General features: G+C 58.5%; 18 protein-coding genes. 16 read left to right on the top strand and 2 right to left on the bottom strand.

The window, feature by feature from the left end:
* The first annotated feature begins 77 nt into the window (after positions 1 to 77).
* The 6 genes from infB (at position 78) to HMPREF2562_RS02275 (ending at position 7,565) form a co-directional block, all read left to right on the top strand.
* Positions 78 to 2,846, top strand: a complete 2,769-nt coding sequence (gene infB, locus HMPREF2562_RS02300) for a translation initiation factor IF-2 (protein WP_070549562.1) — start codon at positions 78 to 80, stop codon at positions 2,844 to 2,846.
* Positions 2,847 to 2,914: 68 nt separating this feature from the next.
* Positions 2,915 to 3,595, top strand: coding sequence for a hypothetical protein (locus HMPREF2562_RS02295; protein ID WP_246819319.1), 681 nt, complete (start codon positions 2,915 to 2,917; stop codon positions 3,593 to 3,595).
* 361 nt (positions 3,596 to 3,956) lie between these two features.
* Positions 3,957 to 4,388 carry a 30S ribosome-binding factor RbfA gene (rbfA, locus tag HMPREF2562_RS02290; RefSeq protein ID WP_016422588.1) on the top strand — a complete coding sequence of 144 codons (432 nt, stop codon included), beginning with the start codon at positions 3,957 to 3,959 and terminating at the stop codon, positions 4,386 to 4,388.
* A 42-nt stretch (positions 4,389 to 4,430) separates the two neighbouring features.
* Positions 4,431 to 5,492 carry a DHH family phosphoesterase gene (locus tag HMPREF2562_RS02285; protein WP_070549559.1) on the top strand — a complete coding sequence of 354 codons (1,062 nt, stop codon included), beginning with the start codon at positions 4,431 to 4,433 and terminating at the stop codon, positions 5,490 to 5,492.
* Between the two features lie 4 nt (positions 5,493 to 5,496).
* The gene (locus HMPREF2562_RS02280) at positions 5,497 to 6,873 is read left to right on the top strand and encodes an MATE family efflux transporter (protein WP_083295687.1); all 1,377 of its coding nucleotides are present in this window, start codon (positions 5,497 to 5,499) and stop codon (positions 6,871 to 6,873) included.
* Positions 6,852 to 7,565, top strand: a complete 714-nt coding sequence (locus HMPREF2562_RS02275) for a 4'-phosphopantetheinyl transferase family protein (protein WP_070549556.1) — start codon at positions 6,852 to 6,854, stop codon at positions 7,563 to 7,565. The genes HMPREF2562_RS02280 and HMPREF2562_RS02275 overlap by 22 nt, the downstream gene beginning before the upstream one ends.
* A gap of 16 nt (positions 7,566 to 7,581) precedes the next feature.
* On the opposite strand, the gene truB is transcribed toward HMPREF2562_RS02275, so the two are convergent.
* On the bottom strand, positions 7,582 to 8,568 hold the full coding sequence (gene truB / locus HMPREF2562_RS02270) for a tRNA pseudouridine(55) synthase TruB (RefSeq protein WP_070549554.1): 987 nt from the start codon (positions 8,566 to 8,568) through the stop codon (positions 7,582 to 7,584).
* Positions 8,569 to 8,632: 64 nt separating this feature from the next.
* On the opposite strand from truB, the gene HMPREF2562_RS02265 reads away from it, so the two are divergent.
* The 4 genes from HMPREF2562_RS02265 to HMPREF2562_RS02250 all read left to right on the top strand — a co-directional run bounded on the left by HMPREF2562_RS02265 (position 8,633) and on the right by HMPREF2562_RS02250 (position 13,926).
* Complete coding sequence (locus tag HMPREF2562_RS02265) at positions 8,633 to 9,628, top strand: bifunctional riboflavin kinase/FAD synthetase (RefSeq protein WP_048733519.1); 996 nt, start codon at positions 8,633 to 8,635, stop codon at positions 9,626 to 9,628.
* Between the two features lie 141 nt (positions 9,629 to 9,769).
* Positions 9,770 to 10,039, top strand: coding sequence for a 30S ribosomal protein S15 (gene rpsO / locus HMPREF2562_RS02260; protein WP_016422594.1), 270 nt, complete (start codon positions 9,770 to 9,772; stop codon positions 10,037 to 10,039).
* A 505-nt stretch (positions 10,040 to 10,544) separates the two neighbouring features.
* Entirely contained in the window at positions 10,545 to 12,812 is a 2,268-nt protein-coding gene (locus HMPREF2562_RS02255) for a polyribonucleotide nucleotidyltransferase (protein ID WP_070549552.1), read from the top strand.
* Between the two features lie 157 nt (positions 12,813 to 12,969).
* A complete protein-coding gene (locus HMPREF2562_RS02250) occupies positions 12,970 to 13,926 on the top strand; it encodes an aldose 1-epimerase family protein (protein WP_016422596.1) in 957 nt (318 codons plus the stop codon).
* A gap of 99 nt (positions 13,927 to 14,025) precedes the next feature.
* Here HMPREF2562_RS02250 and HMPREF2562_RS02245 read toward each other — a convergent pair whose 3' ends face one another.
* A complete protein-coding gene (locus tag HMPREF2562_RS02245) occupies positions 14,026 to 15,414 on the bottom strand; it encodes an MDR family MFS transporter (protein WP_224784239.1) in 1,389 nt (462 codons plus the stop codon).
* A 263-nt stretch (positions 15,415 to 15,677) separates the two neighbouring features.
* Here HMPREF2562_RS02245 and dapB point away from each other — a divergent pair, with 263 nt between their 5' ends.
* The 6 genes from dapB to HMPREF2562_RS02215 all read left to right on the top strand — a co-directional run bounded on the left by dapB (position 15,678) and on the right by HMPREF2562_RS02215 (position 24,354).
* Positions 15,678 to 16,430: a 4-hydroxy-tetrahydrodipicolinate reductase gene (dapB, locus tag HMPREF2562_RS02240; protein ID WP_070549550.1), complete on the top strand. Its 753-nt coding sequence runs from the start codon at positions 15,678 to 15,680 to the stop codon at positions 16,428 to 16,430.
* Between the two features lie 20 nt (positions 16,431 to 16,450).
* Positions 16,451 to 17,203, top strand: coding sequence for an FAD-dependent thymidylate synthase (gene thyX / locus HMPREF2562_RS02235; protein WP_016422599.1), 753 nt, complete (start codon positions 16,451 to 16,453; stop codon positions 17,201 to 17,203).
* Positions 17,204 to 17,261: 58 nt separating this feature from the next.
* The gene (gene dapA / locus HMPREF2562_RS02230; protein WP_016422600.1) at positions 17,262 to 18,167 is read left to right on the top strand and encodes a 4-hydroxy-tetrahydrodipicolinate synthase; all 906 of its coding nucleotides are present in this window, start codon (positions 17,262 to 17,264) and stop codon (positions 18,165 to 18,167) included.
* Entirely contained in the window at positions 18,167 to 20,248 is a 2,082-nt protein-coding gene (locus tag HMPREF2562_RS02225; RefSeq protein WP_070429435.1) for a ribonuclease J, read from the top strand. The genes dapA and HMPREF2562_RS02225 overlap by 1 nt, the downstream gene beginning before the upstream one ends.
* A gap of 89 nt (positions 20,249 to 20,337) precedes the next feature.
* A complete protein-coding gene (locus HMPREF2562_RS02220) occupies positions 20,338 to 20,955 on the top strand; it encodes a TIGR03085 family metal-binding protein (RefSeq protein WP_070429436.1) in 618 nt (205 codons plus the stop codon).
* Positions 20,956 to 21,060: 105 nt separating this feature from the next.
* Positions 21,061 to 24,354, top strand: a complete 3,294-nt coding sequence (locus HMPREF2562_RS02215) for a DNA translocase FtsK (protein WP_070549568.1) — start codon at positions 21,061 to 21,063, stop codon at positions 24,352 to 24,354.
* Positions 24,355 to 24,575 lie beyond the last annotated feature (221 nt).

Here is a 24,575-nt window from a genome sequence, read left to right as displayed (position 1 = left end):
GGAGCCCTGCAGGCGCTCTCGGTGCGCGGACAAATCCGCCATCGGGCGCTGCTCGGCCCCCACTAGTGAGGAGAGCAGTGTCCGGAAAGCTACGTGTCCATGAGCTCGCTAAGCAGCTCGGGGTCACCAGCAAAGAACTACTCGCCGAGCTGAAGGCTCAGGGCGAGTTTGTTAAGACCGCTTCTTCGACGGTGGAACCACCCGTCGTCAGGAAGATGAAGAAGGTCTACGAAGAGAAGAATGCTGGCGCAGGTGCTGACGCGTCTGCCCAGGCCCCAACTACCAAGGCTGCTGCTAAGTCGGGTGCCAAGCCAGCTGCAAAACCAGGCGCTAAGCCTGCTGCACCAGCGGCGGCAAAGCCGGGTGCCAAGCCAGCAGCTAAGCCAGGCGCTAAGCCTGCTGCACCAGCGGCGGCAAAGCCGGGTGCCAAGCCAGCTGCACCGTCCCGTTCGCCGAAGCCGGGACAAGAAATGCCACGCCCGCCGAAGCCTGCTGGCCCGAAGCCAGGGCCGAAGCCAGGCGCACGCGCACCGCGTGTGGCGAACAACCCATTCTCGACCGGCGGATCCTCCCGTCCGGCACCGCGGCCGTCCAACATGCCGCGTCCGCAGGGTGGAAACGGCCGTCCGGGCCCGAAACCGGGAGCACGCCAGGGTGGCCCTCGTCCGCAGGGTGGAAACGGCCGTCCGGGCCCGAAACCGGGAGCACGCCAGGGTGGCCCTCGCCCGCAGGGTGGACAGGGCCGCGGTAATAAGCCGAGCGGCAATCGTCCGACTCCGGCAATGATGCCTTCGCACCCGAACCCGGGGCAGATGCCTGCAAAGGCAAGCCGCGGTGGCGGTGGCGGTGGCTTCGGCGGCCGTGGTCGCGGCCCGGGTGGCCCGGGTGGCGGACCGCGCGGTGGTCGCGGCGGACGTCGCGGTGGAACTGCAGGTGCATTCGGGCGACCAGGAGGCGCCCCGCGTCGCGGACGTAAGTCGAAGCGTCAGAAGCGCAACGAGTACGAGGCAATGCAGGCACCATCCGTGGTAGGCGGCGTTAAGCTGCCCAACGGTAAGGGCACGACCATTCGCCTCGCACGTGGTGCATCCCTGTCTGACTTCGCTGAGAAGATTAACGCCGATGCAGCATCGCTGGTCCAGGCGTTGTTCAACCTCGGCGAAATGGTGACGGCAACTGCATCGGTCTCCGACGAGACCCTGCAGCTGCTCGGCGACGAGATGGATTACAAGGTCCAGGTCGTCTCGCCTGAGGATGAGGACCGCGAGCTCCTCGAGTCCTTCGACCTCCAGTTCGGTGAGGACGAGGGCGACGATGAGGACCTGGAGCAGCGCCCGCCAGTGGTAACTGTGATGGGTCACGTCGACCACGGTAAGACGCGCCTGTTGGACACGATTCGTAAGGCCAACGTCGGTGGCCACGAGTCCGGTGGTATTACCCAGCACATCGGTGCCTACCAGGTGCCGGTGGAGCTCGACGGTGAGAAGCGCAAGGTTACCTTCTTGGATACCCCGGGTCACGAGGCGTTTACCGCCATGCGTGCTCGTGGTGCCAAGTCGACCGATATCGCGATTCTGGTTGTTGCAGCTGATGACGGCGTCATGCCGCAGACGGTTGAGGCTATTAACCACGCCAAGGCCGCTGATGTGCCGATTGTCGTTGCAGTCAACAAGATCGATAAAGAAACTGCAGATCCGCAGAAGATTCGTGGTCAGCTGACTGAATACGGTCTCACTGACGAAGAGTGGGGCGGCGACACTATGTTCGTCGATATCTCCGCTAAGCAAGGTCTCAACATCGATCAGCTTCTCGAAGCAGTGCTGTTGACTGCCGATGCTTCGCTGGATCTGCGCGCCAATCCGGATATGGACGCTCAGGGTGTCGCCATTGAGGCTCATCTTGACCGTGGCCGTGGTCCGGTGGCAACCGTTATCGTTCAGCGCGGTACGTTGCGCGTCGGTGATTCCATCGTTGTCGGTGACGCATATGGTCGTGTTCGCCGCATGGTCGATGAGTACGGCAACGACGTCGATGAGGCTGGTCCTTCCCGTCCGGTTCAGGTGCTCGGCCTGACCTCCGTACCGGGTGCTGGTGACAACCTCCTGGTTGTTGACGAGGATCGTACGGCCCGCCAGATTGCAGACCGCCGCGACGCACGTCGTCGTAATGCGCTGCAAGCACGTCGTCGCAAGCGCGTCTCCCTGGAGAACTTGGACGAGATTCTGAAGGAGACCAACACCCTCAACCTGATCCTGAAGGGCGACAACGCCGGTACCGTCGAGGCACTGGAAGAAGCCCTGCTCAAGATCGAGGTCGACGACGAGGTCGCTCTGAACATCATCGACCGTGGTGTCGGTGCTGTCACGCAGACCAACGTCACGCTGGCTGCTGCGTCTGACGCCGTCATCATCGGCTTCAACGTTCGCTCCGAGGGCAAGGCCACCGAGGTTGCCAATGCTGAGGGCGTTGACATCCGCTACTACACGGTGATCTACCGTGCTATCGAGGATGTCGAGGCTGCTCTGAAGGGCATGCTCAAGCCGGTCTACGAGGAGAAGGAGATTGGTCGTGCAGAGATTCGCGCCATCTTCAAGTCCTCCGCAGTTGGCCTCATCGCCGGCTGTATGGTCGAGTCCGGAAAGGTCCGCCGCAACGCGAAGGCTCGCCTGGTTCGTGACGGCAACGTCATTACGGATTCGGCGACTATCGAGTCGCTGAAGCGAGAGAAGGACGATGCCACCGAGGTCGCAGCCGGTTACGAGTGCGGTATGGTGCTGTCCTACCCGGACATCCAGGTCGACGACGTTATCGAGGTCTACGAGATGGTCGAGGTTCCGCGCACGTAGCGACGTAAGCTAAACACTGCGTGAACTTTGATAAGGCGCTCCCTTCGGGGAGCGCCTTTTTGCGTATCGTGATCGTTATGGGCTTCAAAACTAATCTCTTTGCACTCTCAGATGAACTGCCGCGAACGAATATTTTGAATTATCCTCCTGCGAGCGCAGAGGAGACTCTTGCGCAATTGGACAAGATTTGGCCAGGGAAATTCGCCTTTGATTCCGAAGAAACCATTGAGGATGGTCATAATTGGTACTTCCACGCGGTAGCGTTTGGGCCAACGCTGCTTTTCGGGACCGACGACGTATACGACCTTATTGAGGACCCAGCGTTGGCGAACGATCCTCGCGAGAGTTGGTCACTGTGCATCAATAGTGTTGTCGATTTCTGCCACTACAAGACTCCTACCAGGGAATTAGCAGCAAGCTGCGAAGACTATGATTTTGACATGCAGCGGTTTTTCAGCTCTGGACGACTGTTGGATTTCGAGGTACCGTTCGCTAACGGTGAACACGTCGAGGTACTACATCCGACGGATGTGGCTGAATGGGAACAAACCCATGGCAGCGCGGCGCCCAAGGATAAAAATGGTGAGGTAAGTTACCTTTTCCATCCGCTGGATTTAGGCAATGCTGCGGTTAAATGGATTTTCGGCATCGAGGGAGAAACACCATTGCAGGACAGTGTGATGGATTCACTGCCTGACTGCTCTCATGTTAATGGGTTACCTATGTACAACTTCGTGGAGCGCCGTTAAGAGCGTACGGGTAGGCTGCGTTTCAGCTGCGCAATTCCGTAGTAGCGACTCCCCATGCCGTCGATGACATCGATGGTGGTGGCAGTGTTGTCGTGATGATTAATGGGTTAGTAACAAAGGGCGAGCGTGCGGCGAAGCAATTGACTGCACTCGGTAAACGGGTGTGGGCGAAGTCGCGAAACATGCGGTTCGAAGTTGAGTAGTGTTTTGCGTGTTAGTATTAGCAGTCCTTTGTATTGAACCGTTTTGCCGGATCCCAAATGGGTCTTTGTCAGCGAAGGGGCACTTCAGGCCCCACGCTAAATGGGGTCTAGCTACGAATCGTTACGCACAGGTAGAGATAGATAGGGAGTAGCCAAAAATGGCAGATCCAGCACGCGCGCGCAGGCTGTCCAAGCGTATTCAGGAGATTGTCGCTAGCGCAATTGAGCGTGAGATTAAGGACCGGCGGCTGGAGTTTGTGACTATCACCGACTGCCGCGTCACCGGCGATTTGCACGACGCCACAGTTTTCTACACTGTGCGCGGACGTACGCTCGACGAGGAACCGGACTACGAGTCGGCAGCAGCAGCGCTGGAAAAGGCGAAGGGGCAGCTACGTTCCCTGGTCGGTCGTGGCACCGGTGTGCGCTACACACCGACGCTGGCTTTTGAGGTTGACACGGTGCCGGAGATTTCCGCGCACCTTGAGGAGCTGCTCGATAAGACTCGCGCGCGCGACGCGGAATTGGCTGAGCAGGCTAGAAACGCAAAGCCCGCAGGCGATGCCAACCCATACCGCGACGAGGAGTAAAACTCTCCACCGGCCACATCTATCGATGAAAGGGGCACCCACGTGACCACTTCTCCGCAGGCTCAGGAGCAGGCAGCTCACCAGCTTTCCCAGGCGATTAATCGCCGCATGTCCAAGCCGATTCAGCAGATGCAGGATATGCTTGCCGACGCCAAGAAGGTCGGCGTCATTGCCCATGTTCACCCCGATGCGGATGCGATTGGTGCTGCATCTGCGATGGTCATGGCACTTGTACAGCGTGGCATTTCGGCTGTAGCCAGCTACGGTGAGAGCGATTTGCCAGCCAAGTCGCTGCTGACCATCCCCGGATGGGAGCGATTTGTCGAGTACACGGACTTGGATGAAGACATTGACACGTGGGTGACTGTCGACTGCGCAAGCCCGGGGCGCCTCGGTGCGCTGGAAGATCGCGTGATGGCCTCCGACCGCGTTATCAATGTTGACCATCACGCGACCAACACTCGCTTTGGGTCCGTCAACATGGTTGACGAACGCGCAGAGTCCTCGACCATGGTGCTCCTGGACTTCTTTGGTGTCTGGGGTATCAAGCTGACCACGCCGATGGCTCATGCTCTCTATGCAGGGCTGTTGACGGACACCGCATCGTTCCAGTTCGGCCATTCCCGCATGCACACTGCAGCGGCGCGCCTGCTGGATAAGGGGCTCAATCCGCGCACGATTGGTGCACAGCTGCTGGAAGAACATCCGTTTGCCTACCTTCCATTCCTGGGCAAGGTGCTTTCCACCGCGACATTGGTGCCCGAGTGGGGCGACGGCGCTGGCCTAATCCACGTCGTCATTGAGCACGACCAGACCGCCGAAGTTGGCCACGATGAGATTGAATCGGTCGTGGACATTGTTCGTACGACTAATGCGGCCGACGTCTGTGCTGTACTTAAGGAGTATGAGCCAGGCCAGTGGGCAGTCTCGCTGCGTTCTCGCGAGCTTGTCGATGTCTCCCAGGTCGCCCTGGAAATTGGCGGCGGTGGCCACGAGCGTGCCGCCGGTCTGACTCGGGAGTGCAGCAAGGATGAGCTGCTGCAGGCCATCCTGGACACCAGCGATGTCGCAGTCCAGGCACGCCGAGGCACGAGCGAGGCCTAGGGGATTGTCGGACTCGCGAGAAACTCAGGAGCACACTGAGATTGAGCACACTGACATAGAGCGAACCGGGCACAGTGCGAAGTCAGATGTCAGCCTTCGCGCAATCGTTTCGCTTGCGCTGCCAGCGTTGGGTGTTCTTGCCGCGCCCGCACTCTATGTGCTGCTGGATACGGCTGTCATCGGTCGGCTTGGAGCTGTTCAGCTTGCGGCGCTTGCCGCTGGTTCGACGGTTTTTTCTGTGGTAACTACGCAGCTTACTTTCTTGGCTTACGGCACGACCGCCCGATCAGCGCGAGCCTTTGGCAGGGGCAACGTGGACGAGGCGGTTGAAGAGGGACTGCAAGCGACGTGGGTCGCCATCTTTGTGGGCCTTAGCCTCTTTGCCATCATCGTGGGGTTGGCACCAGTATTTACCGGTTGGTTAGCTCCTCATCCGGAGGTCGCTCATGATGCCGGGCAGTGGTTGCGAGTTGCTGCCTTCGCCATTCCGCTGACGTTGATTGCGCAGGCTGGAAATGGTTGGTTGCGCGGTATCCAAAACACCCGCGCGCCGCTGCTATTTGTGCTCTCAGGCCTTGTTCCGGCCGCCATTGTGATTGTGCCGCTGGTCCGCGCCTTCGGTCTCGAGGGCTCTGCGCTGGCCGTTCTCTTCGGCGAATTGATTACCGGCGGACTGTTCCTCCGCAGTCTTTTCAAAGAGTGCTCTAGCCGCAAGCTTTCCATGCGCCCGAATGGCGCCATTATCAAAAGCCAGCTGGTCCTCGGCCGCGATCTCATCGTTCGCTCCTTGTCCTTCCAGGTAGCGTTCCTCTCCGCCGCAGCGGTTGCTGGCCGCGTTGGGCCGACCACGCTCGGTGGGCACCAGGTCATGCTGCAACTGTGGAACCTGATTTCGTTGGTGCTCGACTCGCTAGCGATTGCTGCACAGACGCTCGTCGGTGCAGCGTTGGGCGGTAGCTCCACGGCCGTTGCCCGCTGGACTGGCAAGCGCGTGACTGTCTGGTCAAGCGTCATTGCCCTCGGCCTAGCGGCTGTTTTCGCAGTAGGTAATGCCAGTATCGTCCGCATTTTTACCGACGCCACAGGCGTGATTGACGCAGTCACCGCTGGACCATGGTGGATTCTCGTCGCAATGATTCCTATTGGCGGTGTCGTCTTCGCGCTCGATGGCGTGTTGCTCGGCGCCGGCGACGCAGCCTTCCTCCGTAACGCCACCGTTAGCGCGGTCCTGTGCGGATTCCTCCCACCGGTCTGGCTGGCGCAGGCATTTGGCTGGGGGCTGACCGGCGTGTGGTGCGGTCTCTTGGCCTTCATGATTCTGCGACTCATCTTTGTCGCTACCCGTTTCCGTGGAGAGAAATGGTACGGCATCAGCTCATGAGTGTGCTTGCCGACGTCCAGGAGTACCTGGCCAGGCATTTGCCCGCCGGTAGCCGGCTGGTTATTGACTCCAATGCCGAGCGTCCGTTTAGTGATGCGGAATTGCAGCAGCTCCGTACTGCTGAGTTGAGGCTGTCTGATAGTGCAGCACCTGCTCGAATCCGTGATTTCACCCGAGGGCGCCTCGCTGCGCATGAGGCGGTGCAACGGCTAGGAGAGTCTGCCCCACATGGGATTGGCATGTCGGCCACCGGAGCGCCGCTGTGGCCACAAGGGATCGTGGGGTCAATTAGCCACTGCGGCAGGGCCGTGGCAGCCGTGTCCGCGAGCGCTGAACAGCTGCAGGGGATTGGCATCGATGTCGAGGTCGAGCAGACTCTAGAGTTAGGAATCATCGATGCAGTCTTGCTCACTGACGAAGCACGCCTTGACCCGCTGGTGCAATTTAGCGCCAAGGAATCAATGTACAAACTCTGGGAGCCGATAGTCGGGCAGTGGCTGGACTTCGACGAAGTCTCCGTGCAACCGAGGAAGAAACGGATAGCAGCGCGAGGTTTTTCCCGAGGACTCACAGGGGGACCTTTACAGCTAACGTTTCACCGTGAGATTCCCGGCGCCTTCCGCGGAGTAAAGGGCTTCTGGGCTCGCGGTGCAGGCATCGTTGCAACCGCGGTGTGGCTCGAGCAGTCTTAAAATCCTTGAGAGGTAGTCATAGCGTGGCCGGGCGCACCACGAAGACCGTCTTAGCCCGTTTGCCAGATTCTGTGAGTAGCGCCGGAACCTTTCCCGTTGGTGACACCGCCGCATAGACTCCAGGTTTTCCGATCGGCTCCAGCCACTTGCCCTGAGCCAAATCAGCCGCCTGCTGTTCAGTAATTTCGCGGGTATCAAAGCAACGCAGGCAGGCCTCGTCCAGACTCATCGGCAGCAAGGAAGCGGCGCGCTCCGGGACTGGGCGTCGCATCTCCGCAATTTCTGGATGGGCGGTGTCGAACTGCTCGGCCTTCGCCGTGAGCTCGTCGATAGTCAACGCCTCATCAATAGTGAAAACGCCGGCGGCAGTACGCCGCAGAGCAGTGAGATGACCACCGACTCTCAGTGCATCCCCCAAGTCACGAGCTAGGGCGCGGATGAAAGTGCCGGCAGAGCAGTCGACCTCCACGTCGATATCGATGCACTCCCCGGGGCGCGAAGGATCGGAGTCGTGGCGGATGTCCAGAGCCTCATAGCGGGTGATTGTCACTGGGCGCGCAGGGATATCGACCTTCTCACCACGGCGGATGCGCTCGTAGGCGCGGACACCGTCAATCTTCACCGCTGATACCGCCGCGGGTTTTTGCATGATTGTGCCGGTGAACTTCGCAATTTCCGCTCGAACCATTTCATCAGTCACCGATGCCGCCGAGGATTCGGAGAGCAACTCGCCCTCGGCGTCGTCGGTAAGCGTGGCAGCGCCGAGTCGAATGGTGGCTTGGTAGGACTTCGTGTCGGCGTGGACATGTGGCAGGAAACGGGTGCCGCGGCCGATGCCGAGGACGAGCACACCGGTGGCCATTGGGTCGAGGGTACCGGAGTGGCCGACCTTCTTGGTGCGGAAGATGCGACGGAGTTTGCCCACTACATCGTGGCTTGTCCAGCCTTGGGGCTTGTCGACGATGACAATGCCGGAGTCTGCAATCGGATCGAAGTCGGTCATAGACGCAATCCTATGTTGCGCTATATGCGGTGTGTTAAACGGTGACCAGTTACACTGGCTCTCTGTGGAGATTTGGTATGGCTTGGACAATGCACCCGAAGACCTGGGGGACACGGTCGTAACCATCGGAGTGTTCGATGGTATTCATCTTGGGCATAAGCGCCTGATAGCTGCTGCGGTCAGTGACGCTCGCGCTCGTGGCGTGAAATCGCTGTTGATGACTTTCGACCCCAATCCCGTAGCGCTGTTTGCCCCGGATAAGGTGCCGCCGGCGCTGTCCACCGTTTCCCGTCGTGCCGAGCTGGCAGAGGCGGAGGGAATCGATGCCATGCTCGTCGTGCCTTTCGACAAGAACTTCTCCAGTATCCCCGCTGAAGATTTTGTACGCACCGTTGTCCGCGACAAACTGAATGCACAGGCCGTCTTCGTTGGCCAGAACTTCACCTATGGGCAGAAGGCCGCAGGTACCGCCGAGACTATGCCGGAGCACGGCCGTAAGTGTGGGGTCGACGTCACCATCGTCGACCTCCTCGACGTCACTGCCGCGGACTCGACCGAACGTGTTTCGTCGACACGTATTCGCGGTTTGCTTGCCGACGGTGCGGTGTCCGCAGCTGCCTCGTGTCTCGGGTACTTCTACCGTGTCGATGGTGATGTTATTCCAGGTCAGGGGCGTGGGGGAGCGCAGCTGGGCTTTCCGACCGCCAATATTGACTTCGCTGAGGGCCTAGCAATCCCGGCTGATGGTGTCTACGCGGCATGGTTCACGGTTCAGCCGACGGCAGCCCGCCCGGAGCCGGACCCGAAGGGCGATATCGAGTTTGGGGTGCGCTACCCAGCGGCCGTGTCGGTGGGCACTAATGTGACCTTTGGAGACACTGATCGAACGGTCGAGGCCTACGTGATTGACCGTCATGCGGACCTCTACGGCACCGCCGGGCAGGTTGAGTTTGTCGACCGGATTCGCGGAATGGAGAAGTTCGACTCGGTCGAGGAGCTCATTGACCGGATGAACCAGGACGTGGCAGACACCGAGGCCATTTTGGCTAAGACCGATTAGCTGTTAAAGTAGAACGTCGGCTGTGACTGCGGTCCACAAGCAGTTGCGGGGAACCAGCTGCCAGACGCTGTTTGGTTCCGGAAGAGCCGAGAATGTGGACTGAAAAAACGACCATAATTTGATTCAAGGAGTTAGATTTACATGGCTTTGAACACTGCAGAAAAGGCTGAGATTCTCAAGGAGTTCGGCCTGCACGAGACCGACACCGGTTCCCCGGAGGCTCAGGTTGCACTGCTGACCGCACGTATTCGTCAGCTGACCGAGCACCTGAAGTTCCACAAGCACGATCACCATTCTCGTCGTGGTCTGCTGCTGCTGGTCGGTCGCCGCAAGGGCCTGCTGCAGTACCTGCAGGACAACGACGTTGAGCGCTACCGTAAGCTGATCGAGCGCCTGGGTCTGCGTCGCTAAGGTTCTCCCTAATGTCTTGTTTGTCAGAGCTTCATTGGTGTAAGTTGCTCTGTTAATTCAAGGCTTTTAAGCTTTTTAGACTCGCCGTTTGGGTTTCCATTGGATGGAAGCTCACGGCGGGTCTTTTTTGTTCACTTGTCGTTGTGGTATTCACTCATCGATGCGCTGTAGCGTGGCCACAAGTGAATCCCTCATCGACATGTGGAGGGGGTGATCGAAAGCGTGCGCATAAGTGCCGGGGCCCCATCGATAAGACACGGTAATTCGTCGATAAGACACGGTAAACCATCGATGAGTCAAGAAAAGTCATCGATAAGTGCCCCCGCCCCGCAAACTCCTAGAACCCCGCGTAGGTGCAAGAACCCAGATGCAGTGAGAGATCTCCGATCCGTCCAATACGAGAACTTTCCGCGTTAGCTGGTAGAATGCGTGACGCAAACGAAGTTCATTCGATCTTTTACAGGCGACATCGATGATCGCCGCTATTTCTAGGAGTAAGAAACCTATGGCCAACAGCAAGGCTGTTGAATTTTTCTTTGATGAGGATTTCGGTATTACCGAGGCCGTTGCCACCATCGACAATGGTGATTTCGGCACCCGCACCATTCGCTTTGAAACGGGCCAGCTGGCTCGTCAGGCCGATGGTTCGGTGACCACCTACTTGGACGAGGAGACCATGCTCCTGTCCACCGTCACCGCTTCCAACCAGCCCCGCGAGGGCTTTGATTTCTTTCCGCTGACCGTCGACGTTGAAGAGCGTATGTACGCCGCGGGCAAGATTCCGGGTTCGTTCTTCCGCCGTGAGGGCCGCCCGTCCACCGACGCCATCCTGGCATGTCGTCTGATTGACCGTCCGCTGCGTCCGACCTTCGTCAAGGGCCTTCGCAACGAGGTACAGGTTGTCGTCACCGTCATGTCCTGGGATCCGAAGGACCGTTATGACGTTGTCGCAATCAACGGCGCGTCAGCTGCAACTCAGCTTTCCGGGCTGCCGGTTTCCGGCGCTGTCGGTGGCGTCCGCATCGCGCTCGTTGCTGATGACAAGCACCCAGAGGGTGCATGGGTCGCTTTCCCGACCGAGGAGCAGCACGAGCAGGCTCTGTTCGAGATGGTCGTCGCTGGCCGTATCGTCACCCGCAAGCGTCGCGGCAAGAACGTCGAAGATGTCGCCATCATGATGGTGGAGGCCGGAGCAGGGGAGACCGTCGTCAAGCGTATTGCTGACGGTGCACCGGCGCCGACCGAGGACATCGTCGCCGCTGGCCTCGAGGCAGCAAAGCCGCACATCAAGGTTCTGTGTGAGGCACAGAAGGGTCTGGCTGAGCGCGCAGCGAAGGAAACGCAGGAGTTCCCGCTGTTCCCGGCATACAGCGATGAGATTTTTGACGCAGTCGAGAAGAAGTCCGCTAAGAAGCTGGTCAAGCTGCTCACCATCCCGGGTAAGCAGGAACGAGATGACGCCACCAATGAGTACATGGAGGACGTCGAGGGGCAGCTGCTGGAGCGCTTCGTCTCCGATGATGTCGACGAGCAAGCTGCATCTAAGCAGATTCGCGCTGCATACAACGCAGTGATGAAGCAGATTGTCCGTGAGAAGATTCTGGCTGAGGGCTTCCGCATCGATGGTCGTGGTGTCACCGACATTCGTGACCTGGGCGTTGAGGTCGGTCTGATTCCGCGTGCCCACGGCTCTTCGCTGTTTGAGCGCGGCGAGACCCAGATTCTGGGTGTCACCACTTTGGACATGCTGAAGATGGAGCAGCAGATTGACTCGCTGACTCCTGTTACCTCCAAGCGCTACATCCACCACTACAACTTCCCGCCGTACTCCACCGGCGAGACCGGTCGTGTTGGCTCTCCGAAGCGCCGCGAGATTGGTCACGGGGCACTGGCTGAGCGCGCTCTGCTGCCGGTCGTGCCGTCCCGCGAGGAATTCCCGTACACCATTCGCCAGGTCTCCGAGGCTCTTGGATCCAATGGTTCGACCTCCATGGGCTCGGTCTGTGCTTCGACTCTGTCGCTGTACAACGCCGGTGTGCCGCTGAAGGCTCCGGTTGCCGGTATCGCCATGGGCCTGGTTTCCGGCGAGGTTGACGGTGAAAACCGCTTCGTCGCACTGACCGATATTCTCGGTGCCGAAGACGCATTCGGTGACATGGACTTCAAGGTCGCTGGTACTGCGGACTTCATTACCGCACTGCAGCTGGACACCAAGCTCGACGGTATTCCGTCGAAGGTTCTGGCCGATGCTCTGTCCCAGGCTCGTGATGCACGTCTGGCCATCCTGTCCACCATGGCTGAGGTCATCGAGTCTCCGGACGAGATGAGTGGTCTCGCTCCGAAGATCACCACCGTTAAGGTTCCGGCTTCGAAGATCGGTGAGCTCATCGGTCCGAAGGGCAAGACCATCAACGGCATCACCGAGGAAACCGGTGCTGATATCTCTATCGAGGACGACGGCACCGTATTTGTCTCGGCAACTTCCGGTAAGGCCGCGGACGCTGCAATCGAGCAGATTAATGCGATTGCTAACCCGCAGTTGCCGAAGGTCGGCGAACGCTACCTGGGCACTGTCGTGAAGACTGTCGCTTTCGGTGCTTTCGTCTCCCTGACTCCGGGCCGTGACGGTCTGATTCACATCTCCAAGCTCGGTGGCGACAAGCGCATCGAGAAGGTCGAGGATGTCATCAATGTCGGCGACAAGATTCAGGTCGAAATCGCTGATATCGACAACCGCGGCAAGATCTCGCTGGTTCCGGTCGAAGACAACTAATGCTTGACGACGGAGGATGTGCTGTAGGTAGCCTCCGACAACGCGAGTAGCGAGGGCGCGGTTAGGTCACAAATTGACCTAACCGCGCTTTTGTTTTGGGTTAATCTCGGGTTTCGAACGGATTAATTTTCGAACCCACGTGGAAGGTGATTTGCGCATGCAACTTGTCGCGCACGATCATGAATTCATTGACATTGCGGCCGGTGACTATGTCGCAAGTATTTCCCAGTTCGGTGGTGGTCCGAGATCACTGGAGTACTGTGGCCTGCCACTGCTGACTGACTATCCCAAAGGGTTCAATCCACCGTTGTCCGCAGGTACGCTCCTGGCTCCGTGGCCGAACAGGGTCGCTGACGGAGTATTCATCTTTGATGGGGAAGTACATCGGCTAGATATTTCGGAGCCGTCCCGGGCGAATGCTATTCACGGGTTTGTTGCAGATCGCGTTTGGTCTGTGGTCGATTCTGATGACAGCAGCGTCACCTTGGGCGTGGAAGTTGAGCCGCAGCCGGGCTGGCCTTGGGAACTCGGTCTGACCGTGCGTTGGCAAGTCACAGCCTCAGATGGCCTATCGGCGGAGTTCACAGTGCATAATCGCAGCGATAGGGAGTGCCCGTTTGGTCTGGGCTGGCATCCCTATTTAAGCGCGTTGGGCGCTGACTTCGGCAGTTGCACACTGCGGTTGCCCGTTGATAAAAACCTGCCACTGGAGCCAATTCGAAACTTGCCCGCCGGCCCAGCGGTGCCAGCCGAGACGGTGGTTCCCAGCCTTCGAGAGGGAGTATCCCTGGATGGACTGTGGCTGGATCACTGCTTCTTTGCTGCCGAGGAGACAGCGGGGAGTGACTCACCGCGCCGTCGTGAAGCGCATTTGGTTGGGCCAAATGGCAAGGGTGCTGTGCTCTGGGCCGATGATGAATTCAGGTTTTTCCAGGTCTATGTTGCGGACGCCGGACGACGAGAAGGATTTCCTGGGCACGGGAATGCGATTGCGGTGGAGCCAATGACATGTCCGCCGGATGCGCTACGCTCCGGTACCGGTTTGCTGCGAGTTCAGGCTGGAGAGACAACAACTCTTGCCATGGGACTGCGCGCGGAAACGGGCGGAAAATAGTTTTCCCAGCGCAGAAGAGTGCAGCCCCCTCAATGGAAATCCCGGGCCGGGAGCAAGCCGCCTAGTTTAGGCGGTATTACCCCCCCGGTCTTGGGGGGGCTACTGCAATGCAATCTTCTTCCGCTGCGGCTTGAGCAGCGTGGTGAGGAAGATTAGCACCACGGCAAATCCCGCGGCGGTAAACATCGCAATGCTATAGCCACGAATCAAGTCGTCGGCGGCAGGAGCTGCTGCACCAGTGCCGGACAGGCCAGTGGCAATAACAGCTGACAGCGCCACAAACAGTGCGGTACCGACAGCGCCGGCAACCTGCTGTAGCGTGTTCATGATTGCTGAGCCATCCGGGTAGAGGCGCTTCGGAAGATCACCAAGACCGAATGTGAACAGCGGAGTAAACAGCAGCCCCAGGCCAATCTCAAGGACGATGTGGCAGGCGACAATCCACCATAGCGGAGTCGATGCTGAGATGAAGCCGAGCCCGAAAAGACCGAGGGCAAGGACAATGGAGCCGGGAATTGCCAGTGGGCGCGGACCATAGCTGTCAAAGAGCCGGCCGACAGCCGGTCCCATAAGGCCCATAACCAGTGGACCAGGCATCACAATCAAACCAATAGTCTTGACGTCGACACCTCGCAGATTGAGGTAGAGCGGCAAAATGATGATCACACCGAACATCAGCATGAAACCAATGGTCAGAATGATTGTGGACAGCCTAAAGCTCTTTGTGCGGAAGGTTCGAAGATCCAGCAGAGCTCGGTTGTGCGGTGCCAAACGGCGCTGGCGCATGATGAAGAACACCAACAGCACGATGCCGACTGCGCACAGGATTCCGTCGATAAGCGAAAACTCTGCGCCCACGCGGCTCAGCGCGTACACCAGCGGACCGAATGCGCCGGCACTGAGGAACACCGAGAGGATATCGATGGACTTCGCGGAGTTTTCCTCAATATTGGGAACGAGAATGACACCCACTACCAGCACAATTAGGCCGAGCGGCAACATCGTGTCGAAAAGCGCATGCCAATTGTTATTGGCAATCTCCAGAATGAGACCGGAGATGGTCGGTCCGATAGCAGGCGCGACAGCGATGACCACGCTCATTCGTCCCATCATGCGCCCGCGCTCATGCTCCGGTACTACGTTGAGCACCGTGGTCATCAGCAGCGGCAGCAGCACTGCGGTACCGGACGCTTGGACAATGCGTGCGAGCAGAACGATCGCGAAGTTTGGCGCGAAAGCACCGATGAGAGTGCCCACGACGAATAGTCCTTGACTGACCGCGAAAAGAATGCGGAACGGCACTGCCGAAATGAGAAATCCAGTGACCGGAATGACAACTGCCATGGTCAGTAGGAACGATGTTGTCAGCCAGCCTGCGGTAGCTGCGCTGATTCCGAGGTCCGCCTTGACGACGGGAATTGCGACGCTCATGACCGTCTCGTTCAAGATAGCCATGAATGCCGCAGCTAGTAGCACGTAAATGGCCATATAAGCACTTTTGGGCGCATCGGCCTGTGGTGCCTCCGAACTTGGGCTGAGTTCGGAATCTTCAGATTCAGAAACCAATTGAAGTCTCTTTCTATATATCGGTACAGAAATAGGTAATTGTCGAAGACATGGAATCTTAGCGCAACAAAAACCCCGTCGTAAGTCGACAAAAGGCAAAGCGGACGGGGGCATTGGCACACAAGTTGGCCAACACATTCTAAGGTAAGGGAGAAAGATAAACTCGTTGGGAAAGGACAATAGCTGTGAGCAATATCAAGGTCGGCGTACTTGGCGCCAAGGGCAAGGTAGGGTCCACCATCTGCGAGGCAGTTGAAGCCGCCGACGATTTGGAGCTGGCAGCGGGTCTCGACTCTGGCGATGACCTGAATGAACTTGTCACCGCTGGTGTGCAGACCATTGTTGACTTTACTCAGCCCGACGCTGTGATGGGCAATCTTGAGTTCTGCATTAAGAATGGCATCAACGCCGTCGTGGGTACTACGGGCTTTACCAAGGAGCGCCTCGATCAGGTGCAGCGCTGGCTTGACGACGCCGCCGGTGAGGCCAATGTTCTTATTGCACCGAACTTCGCAATCTCCGCGGTACTGACGACGAAGATGGCGGAGCTAGCCGCTCCGTACTTCGATTCCGCTGAAGTTATCGAAATGCACCACCCTTTTAAGAAGGATGCACCCTCGGGCACCGCTATCCACACTGCTGAGGCTATTGCTCGTGCTCGCAAGGAAGCCGGCATGGGGGAGCAGCCGGACGCCACTGAGCAAACTCTCGATGGTGCTCGCGGTGCTGAGGTCGAGGGCATTCCGGTGCACGCAGTCCGTATGACCGGTTCGGTGGCTCACGAGACCGTTATCTTCGGTGCAGAAGGGCAGTCGCTCACCATCAAGCAGGACTCCTACTCGCGCACCAGCTTCGTACCAGGCGTTCTGCTGGGTGTGCGCAAGATTGAGGATTTTCCGGGCCTGATTGTGGGACTGGAGCCGTTCCTGGGACTTTAATGGCCGGGAGTTAACTGAAAATGTCTGAAAATGTCACTCTCAAGGCGCAGCTAATCGCCGCGACCAACTTCTTCCCGCCGGAGGACATCGACTTTGATAGCGATGCCGATGGTGGGGAAGCATTGATTGAGTTCTCCGGCAGGGCTTGTTATGAAACGTGGGACAAGCCCAATCCACGAACGGCGACGAATAGGGGATATCTGCGACATGTGCTTGAGGTAGGCCACACCTCACTTTTTGAACACGCAAGTGCAAGCATCTATGTTCGTGGGCTGTCGCGCTCGTGTGCACATGAACTCACACGGCACCGCCACTTTTCCTTTTCGCAGTTGTCGCAGCGGTTTGTGCCGGCCAGTTCCAACAATGTTGTGGTTCCTCCCGCAATTGCGGAGGACCCGGATCTGTTGCGAGTTTTCGAAAGCGCGGTTGATCAGTCCCGTTTCGCCTATGGTGAGTTATTAGACGCACTGGAAGAGAAGTGGGCCGACGAGCCCAACGCTATCTTGCGGCGAAAGCAGGCACGCCAGGCAGCCCGGGCGGTTTTGCCCAATGCCACCGAAACTCGAATCGTGGTTACTGGTAATTTCCGGTCTTGGCGCCACTTCATTTCGATGCGTGCGACTGAGCATGCCGATGCTGAAATTCGGGAGTTGGCAGTGGCTTGCCTGCGGGAGCTGCAGCGCTGTGCTCCTGTTGCTTTTGGGGATTTTGAGATTAACACTCTGAAGGATGGGTCGGTCGTCGCGTCGAGTCCTTACGCCTTCGAGGGGTAATCGCACGTACAGTGTGAAGATATAGTCGATTGAGATTTTTAAGAAAAGGTAGTCAACAATGAGCACAGGAATTGCGTCAACTCGCGGTGCTGACATTTTCGGCACCGTCGCCGTAGCTATGGTGACCCCTTTTGATAAGGACGGAAACCTCGATGTCAAGGCGGGTGTGCAGCTCGCTGGTCATCTTGTAGACGGTGGCTGCGATGCACTCATTCTGGCCGGTACTACCGGCGAGTCGCCTACTACGACGGTTGAGGAAAAGCTTGAGCTTCTCCGAGCTGTCCGTGCAGAGATGGGTGACGAGGTTAAGCTCGTGGCCGGTGCCGGCACCAATGACACGGCCGGGTCCATCGAGCTGGCAAAGGCTTCTGTGGAGGCGGGCGCGGATGCGCTGCTCGTCGTCACGCCGTATTACTCCAAGCCGTCCCAGGAGGGGCTGTACCGTCACTTTACGGCAGTGGCTGACGCAACCGAGGCGCCGGTGTGTTTGTATGACATTCCGCCGCGTTCGGTTATTCCGATTGAAGTTGATACCATTTACCGGTTGGCGGAGCACCCGAGAATCCAGGCTGTTAAGGACGCCAAGGGGGATTTGGGAGCTGCCGCCGGCATTATCGCTAATACTGATTTGGCGTGGTACTCCGGTGACGATGTGCTGAACCTTCCGTGGCTGTCTGTTGGCGCCACCGGGTTTATTTCCGTTATTGGACATGCAGCCCCGCAGCTGCTGGCTGAGGTGCGCTCTTGCTTTGACAAGGGAGACCTTGCTGGTGCGCAGGCTGCCCACGCGAAGATGACTCCGCTGTTTGCCGCTCAGGCTGCACTTGGCGGTGTAAGTTTTGCTAAATCCGCTCTGCGTCTGCAGGGCATTGAGATAGGAGATCCACGCTTGCCGCAAATTGCAGCAAATGACCAGCAGCTTGAGGTGCTTGAAGAAGCTATGCGGAAGGCAGGTGTTCTGTAGTGGCTGAAGGACGCAATCGCGCCCGCAAGGTAACTCGTAAGGCCGGTCCGCCTTCCGAGTCTGACGTGGCTGCAGCAGAGCAGTCCAAGAACTCTGCATCCAAGGGCTCCGACAAAGGTCGAGCTAACTCGAACGGCTCGAAGTCCTCGCAGCGTTCCGGTGATCGTAAGAACGCCGGCAACGCTAAGAAGTCCCAAGGTTCGTCGAATTCTTCCAACCGCGGTTCTCGTGGTGGTCGCGGTGGCCGTGGCGGTAACCGCGGAAATAATTCGCGGGGTGGCCGTGGCGGGCGTGGCGGCAACCGTCGTAACGTAGTGCAGTCGATGCAGGGTGCAGACTTGACGCAACGTCTGCCCGCGCCGCCGAAGGCCCCCAAGGACGGTCTGCGTGTGGTCGCGCTGGGTGGTATTTCCGAAATCGGTCGCAATATGACCGTGTTGGAGTACAAAAACCGACTGATTATCGTCGACTGTGGCGTGCTGTTCCCGAGCTCGGATGAGCCGGGTGTTGACCTGATTCTGCCTGACTTCTCCTACATGGAAGACAAGTGGGATCGCGTGGAAGCTCTCGTGGTCACCCACGGTCACGAGGATCACATCGGTGCTATCCCTTGGTTGCTCAAGCAGCGCGCGGACATCCCGATTATTGCTTCCCGCTTTACCTTGGCACTGATTCAGGCCAAGACACAGGAGCACCGTCAGCGCCCGAAGGTCATCGAGGTCAACGACACCAGCCACATTCAGCGTGGTCCGTTCGATCTGCGTTTCTTCAACGTCAACCACTCGATTCCGGAGTGCCTTGGCATCGTCATTAAGACCGGAGCTGGCATGGTTGTCCACACCGGTGACGTGAAGATGGACCAGACCCCGCCGGACGGAAAGCCGACTGACCTGCCGGCGCTGAGCCGCTACGGTGATGAGGGAATCGACCTCTTCTTGTGTGAGTCCACCAACGCCACAATCCCGGGCTTCTCCGGTTCCGAGGCGGAGTTGGCTCCGACCCTGCGTCGTCTGATTATGGACGCAAAGCAGCGCGTTATCGTTGCGGCTTTCGCGTCGAATGTCTACCGCGTTCAGGCTGTTATCGATGCAGCTGTCAAGGCTGGACGAAAGGTCGCGTTCAACGGCCGCTCCATGATTCGCAACATGCGTATCGCGCAGGAGTTGGGTCTGCTGACCGCGCCAGAGAACACCATCGTGGAGATGAACGAGGCCGCTCGCATGGCGCCCCACAAGGTCGTGCTGGTGACTACCGGTACGCAGGGTGAGCCAATGGCTGCGCTGTCTCGCATGGCCCGTCGTGAGCACCGTCAGATTACCGTCCGTGATGGCGACCTGATTATCCTCAGTTCTTCGCTGGTACCGGGTAACGAAGAGGCGGTCTTCGGCGTTATCAACATGTTGGCCCAGATTGGTGCCACGGTTATCACTGGCAAGGATGCCAAGGTTCACACCTCCGGTCACGGGTTTGCTGGCGAGCTGCTGTTCCTCTACAACGCAGCCCGTCCGTCGAATGTCATGCCAATTCACGGTGAGTGGCGCCACATTCGTGCCAACAAGGAACTGGCTGTGTCCACTGGCGTGAAGCCAGAAAACGTTGTCCTCGCTCAGAACGGTGTGGTTGTCGACCTCGTTGACGGCCGCGCTCGTGTAGTTGGCCAGGTTCCGGTCGGTAACCTCTACGTTGATGGCGTCACCATGGGTGACGTCGACGCTGACGTGCTGGCAGACCGTGCTGAAATGCGTGAAGGTGGTCTTATCACCGTCACAGCCGTCATCGATAACCGCACTGGTCGTCCGTTGGAGAAGCCGCGGGCTCAGGCTCGCGGTTACTCGGACGACGCCAAGGAAGTGCTCGCAACCGTCGAGCAGGTCGTTGACGATACTCTCTTTGACCTGGCTGGCAGTGGCGAGAACAATCCATACCGTATGGCTCAGGAAGTTCGTCGCCGCACCGAGCGCGTCATTAACCAGAAATGGCGTCGCAGTCCGATGGTTGTTCCGACCATCGTGCCGATGTCCTCAGAGGCAGCCGAAGAGGTCACCGATGAGGAAATCAAGGAGTCGCGCGAAAGCATCTAAGTTTCTAGAGCGTCGTTTAGCGTAAGAGCCCGCATCCACCTAAAGCCGTGTGGATGCGGGCTTCTCCGTGCCTGGTCTAGTCTGGAGCTATGACTTTTGCTGAACGGGAACGTGAAGACCTAGCTAATCTACTGCTCAGCGTCGGCCCCGACGCACCGACCTTGTGCGAGGGCTGGACAACCCGGGATTTGGCCAACCACCTTTACATTCGCGAAAACCGTCTGGATGCCGCTGGCGGGATGTTCGTCAAGGCGCTTTCGGAACGCCTCGTTGCTGTTACCGCTGAGGTCAATCGAATGCCCTACGTCGAAGTGGTGGGGAAGTGGGGCAGTGGTGCTCCGCGATGGAATCCAATGAACTGGGCAGACCGCTATGTCAACACTGCGGAGAACTTCGTTCACCACGAGGACGTCCGTCGTGCCCAGGAAGGTTGGACCGTTCGTCAGCTGCCACCCTCCGGAGTTTCAGACCTGTGGCGCCTGGTCACTACTGCCGGCCGTATGATGTTGCGCGGTTCGACCTCGACCGTGGTGCTAATGCGCGACGACGGGGTTGCGGTGACCCTAATCGACAACAGTGCTAAGGGTGCTCCGGTTGTGACTGTCCGCGGAAGCGTCGGGGAACTGGTGTTGTGGCTCTATGGCCGTGACGAGGTACGCGTCACCATCGACGGCGATGAATCGGGCATCAAGCGCAACAGCCTTTAAGATCACGTTCTCAGTTCTGGACAGTCGTGGCAGCCCGCCTGTTAAACAATGACACGCGTGTGACTAATGTGAAAACGATCCGGTGTTAGCTGTAAGGTTATGGTCATGTCTGCGACCAGCCGAACCAGAACTGACAATCGTCGTGGATCTTCCCGCTCTGCGGAGACAGATGCCACGCGGCGATACCCCGTGCACAGTGCCACGGAGGAATTCGAGCGCACTCCTAGCGCCATGTCGTTCGTGGGCAATAGCTTGGCCAGCGCCTGGACTGAAACTGCCCGCGGCGTGGCCGGTCTTGCCCGTCGGGTAGGCGGTCGCAAAAATAAGCGAGATGAAGAGGAGAATATGTCGCGGCGCGAAAGTGACGCCGATTTTTCGACGAAGCCCCGTAGGAAGCGTCGTAAAGCAGCTAGTGGCTATGACGATGTAATTGAACCGCCGGCACCGGCCTCCGTGCCAGCTGACGAGTTCGACGCAGACTTCGATGAGGGTGGCGAACCGGGATCGAAGGATGGCCTCGCACTACTCGTGCTGGCGTTGGCGATTGTGCTCGCTGGCTCGACATGGTTCCACCTGGCAGGGCCAGTGGGGGAGTTCATTGAAACGGCAGTGCGCACGCTCATTGGTATCGGCGCTTTTGTACTTCCGGTGCTGCTCGGTGTTGTTTCCGTATTAATGATGCTGGATGCTATGCCGCGCCGTGAACGTCTGACACCTACCATCACTGGAGCTTCGCTGATCGTGGTGGGGCTGCTCGCAATTGTGCATATCGGCTCGGGTCGTCCTGCGGACTGGCAGGGGCGACGTGCAGCTGGTGGCGCAATTGGTGGTTATATCGGTTCGCCGCTAGCAGCCGGGTTTACCTCGTGGGTCGCCGTGGTTTTGTTGCTGGGTATCGTTTTTTACGGCGCTCTGGTGCTCTCTGGCGCGACGGTGCGCCAGCTTATCGATGCCACTAAGGAATACTTCAACTTTTCCGAGTGGTCTTCGCGTCGTGCCGGCGACGAGCCGGAATCGGACGATCCCTACGGCAATGTCGATGACATGCTGGAACGTCGTGCGAGCTGGGATTCCGATACCGCATATGCCGATGAGGACTTTGACCAGCCGACGCAGCTAATTGAGCGTCGCCCAAGCCACAGCAGCCGCACGCAACATTCCTCGTCTCGTTCGACCGGTCGCCCTGCTTACCGAGCGTCCCGCCGTGGCGCGGATAGCCGTATATCCGCACCCGAACCCGCGCCTTACGACGAACCGGATGCTGACGGTAACCTCTACGATCTTTTGGACGAAGAGCCGCAGAGGACTCGACAGGCTCCGCGACCTGCCCGTCAGGTTGAGGATGTCGACTACGATTCGGCAAAGACCACAGTGTTTGATGTCCGGAATGGGGCACAGCACTCCAACCGAGTCTCCCCGGTGGAGCCGGCGTTTCCGGCGGCTGAGTACGTGGAGGAAACTCAGTCGGATGCTGTGCATCGGGACACCGCCGAGACAGAATCGACTATTCCGGCTGTCGGGGGAACGAACTACCACGCTGCCGACGAGGAGTATGACGAGTACTCCGAGTACCCGACGCAGGAGGCTGCTGCAGCTAGCAATAGCGAACGCAATCGTGTTTCCGCTTCCCGAGCTCCGAAACAGCCCGTTCAGCCTGAGGCTGCAGCGCCGGCGAGTGCGCCGCAGAGCGAGTCGTCTGTCGATGATTCGCGGGATGCGGTTTCTGAGGCTACGCGCCGCACTATGGACGCCATTGCCGCTCGTTCTAGCATCGATGCCTCTAAGATTCCGGCTACAACTCCGAAGTCTGAATTGGAAAAGGATGCCGAGGGTACTTCCGGTTCGTCGGCACGCACGCCGGAGTCTGACTACCACCTGCCATCGACTAACTTGTTGATCCCAGGTGAGCGCCCCAAGACACGTACGGCGACGAACGACCGCATGATTGAAGCGATTACTGAGGTATTCGCAGAATTCAAGGTCGACGCTGCGGTGACTGGTTTCTCTCGCGGTCCGACGGTGACTCGCTACGAGGTCGAGCTTGGCCCGGGCGTGAAGGTCTCGAAGATCACGAACCTCCAGTCCAACATTGCCTATGCGGTAGCGACCGACAATGTCCGCCTACTGACTCCGATTCCGGGCAAGTCAGCCGTTGGTATCGAGGTACCGAACAACGACCGTGAGATGGTTCGGCTTGCCGACGTACTCAACGCGCCCAAAACCGTTGCGAACGATGACCCGATGCTGATTGGGCTCGGTAAGGATATTGAGGGCGAGTTCATCTCGCACTCTATCCAGAAGATGCCGCACCTTCTCGTTGCCGGTTCGACCGGTTCGGGTAAGTCCGCGTTCGTAAACTCGATGTTGGTGTCGCTGCTGACGCGTGCAACCCCGGAGGATGTCCGACTGATTCTGGTGGACCCGAAGATGGTCGAGCTGACTCCCTACGAGGGGATTCCTCACCTGATTACGCCAATCATCACTCAGCCGAAGAAGGCCGCGGCGGCTCTGCAGTGGCTGGTTGAAGAGATGGAACAGCGGTACATGGACATGAAGGCCGCCCGCGTCCGTCACATCAAGGACTTCAACCGTAAGGTCAAGTCCGGTGAGATTACGACGCCACTTGGCTCGGAACGCGAGTACCGTCCGTACCCGTACATTGTCTGTGTCGTCGACGAGCTGGCAGACCTGATGATGACCGCACCCCGCGATATCGAAGATGCGATTGTGCGCATCACGCAGAAGGCCCGTGCCGCCGGTATCCACTTGGTGTTGGCTACGCAGCGTCCGTCTGTGGATGTGGTCACCGGTTTGATTAAGACGAACGTGCCATCGCGATTGGCATTCGCTACCTCGTCACTCACGGACTCCCGCGTCATTCTTGACCAGGGCGGTGCTGAAAAGCTCATTGGTATGGGCGATGGCCTGTTCATCCCACAGGGTGCAGGCAAGCCGCGACGTCTACAGGGTGCCTTCGTCACAGACGAGGAGATTCAGGCCGTAGTCGATGCAGCTAAGGCACAGGCCGAGCCGGATTACACCGAGGGTGTCACAGAGGATAAGAGCGCTGAGGCTGAGCGCAACATTGACCCCGATATTGGAGATGATCTGGAAGATCTGCTTCAGGCAGTCGAGCTGGTGGTCACCGCACAGCACGGGTCGACCTCGATGTTGCAGCGCAAGATGCGAGTCGGTTTCGCCAAGGCCGGTCGACTGATGGATCTGATGGAAACTCGCGGAGTGGTTGGACCGTCAGAGGGATCTAAGGCACGTGAGGTGCTGGTCAAACCAGAGGAGCTCGAAACCATTAAGTGGATGATCAAGGGCGCAAACCCGGAGGATGCTCCTAAGGAAGAAGTAAACGTAGTCGACGCTGATCCGAATCAGTCTATGGCGTAGGACGACCCAGCCTTACCGCCGTTTCTGATTGCGTGTATAGTCGGCACACGTGGAGGGGAGTATCCCCGGTAAAAGTGGATGTTTTCCGCTAGCCCGTGACGGTTATCGTCAGCACGGATTGGACGCACAGACTCGTCTTGCGCACATCGAATCCCGGTGCCGTCACTTTTGCCACTATGGCAGAAGCAGGAGAGACCTCCGGTTCATGTTCGCACGACCGG

The organism is Corynebacterium sp. HMSC077G07, assembly GCF_001809225.1.
In the GTDB taxonomy this organism is placed as follows: Bacteria; Actinomycetota; Actinomycetes; order Mycobacteriales; family Mycobacteriaceae; genus Corynebacterium; species Corynebacterium jeikeium_D.
The sequence above is the reverse complement of the archived record's forward strand: the minus strand, read 5'-3'. Positions and strand labels throughout refer to the sequence as shown.

Excerpts from the sequence above, each read along its gene's own strand:
- rbfA (WP_016422588.1), top strand. The coding sequence starts at position 3,957 with ATGGCAGATCCAGCACGCGCGCGCAGGCTGTCCAAGCGTATTCAGGAG.
- HMPREF2562_RS02245 (WP_224784239.1), bottom strand. The coding sequence starts at position 15,414 with ATGGCCATTTACGTGCTACTAGCTGCGGCATTCATGGCTATCTTGAAC.
- HMPREF2562_RS02250 (WP_016422596.1), top strand. The coding sequence starts at position 12,970 with ATGCAACTTGTCGCGCACGATCATGAATTCATTGACATTGCGGCCGGT.
- rpsO (WP_016422594.1), top strand. The coding sequence starts at position 9,770 with ATGGCTTTGAACACTGCAGAAAAGGCTGAGATTCTCAAGGAGTTCGGC.
- thyX (WP_016422599.1), top strand. The coding sequence starts at position 16,451 with ATGTCTGAAAATGTCACTCTCAAGGCGCAGCTAATCGCCGCGACCAAC.
- HMPREF2562_RS02220 (WP_070429436.1), top strand. The coding sequence starts at position 20,338 with ATGACTTTTGCTGAACGGGAACGTGAAGACCTAGCTAATCTACTGCTC.
- dapA (WP_016422600.1), top strand. The coding sequence starts at position 17,262 with ATGAGCACAGGAATTGCGTCAACTCGCGGTGCTGACATTTTCGGCACC.
- HMPREF2562_RS02275 (WP_070549556.1), top strand. The coding sequence starts at position 6,852 with ATGGTACGGCATCAGCTCATGAGTGTGCTTGCCGACGTCCAGGAGTAC.
- truB (WP_070549554.1), bottom strand. The coding sequence starts at position 8,568 with ATGACCGACTTCGATCCGATTGCAGACTCCGGCATTGTCATCGTCGAC.
- HMPREF2562_RS02255 (WP_070549552.1), top strand. The coding sequence starts at position 10,545 with ATGGCCAACAGCAAGGCTGTTGAATTTTTCTTTGATGAGGATTTCGGT.
- HMPREF2562_RS02215 (WP_070549568.1), top strand. The coding sequence starts at position 21,061 with ATGTCTGCGACCAGCCGAACCAGAACTGACAATCGTCGTGGATCTTCC.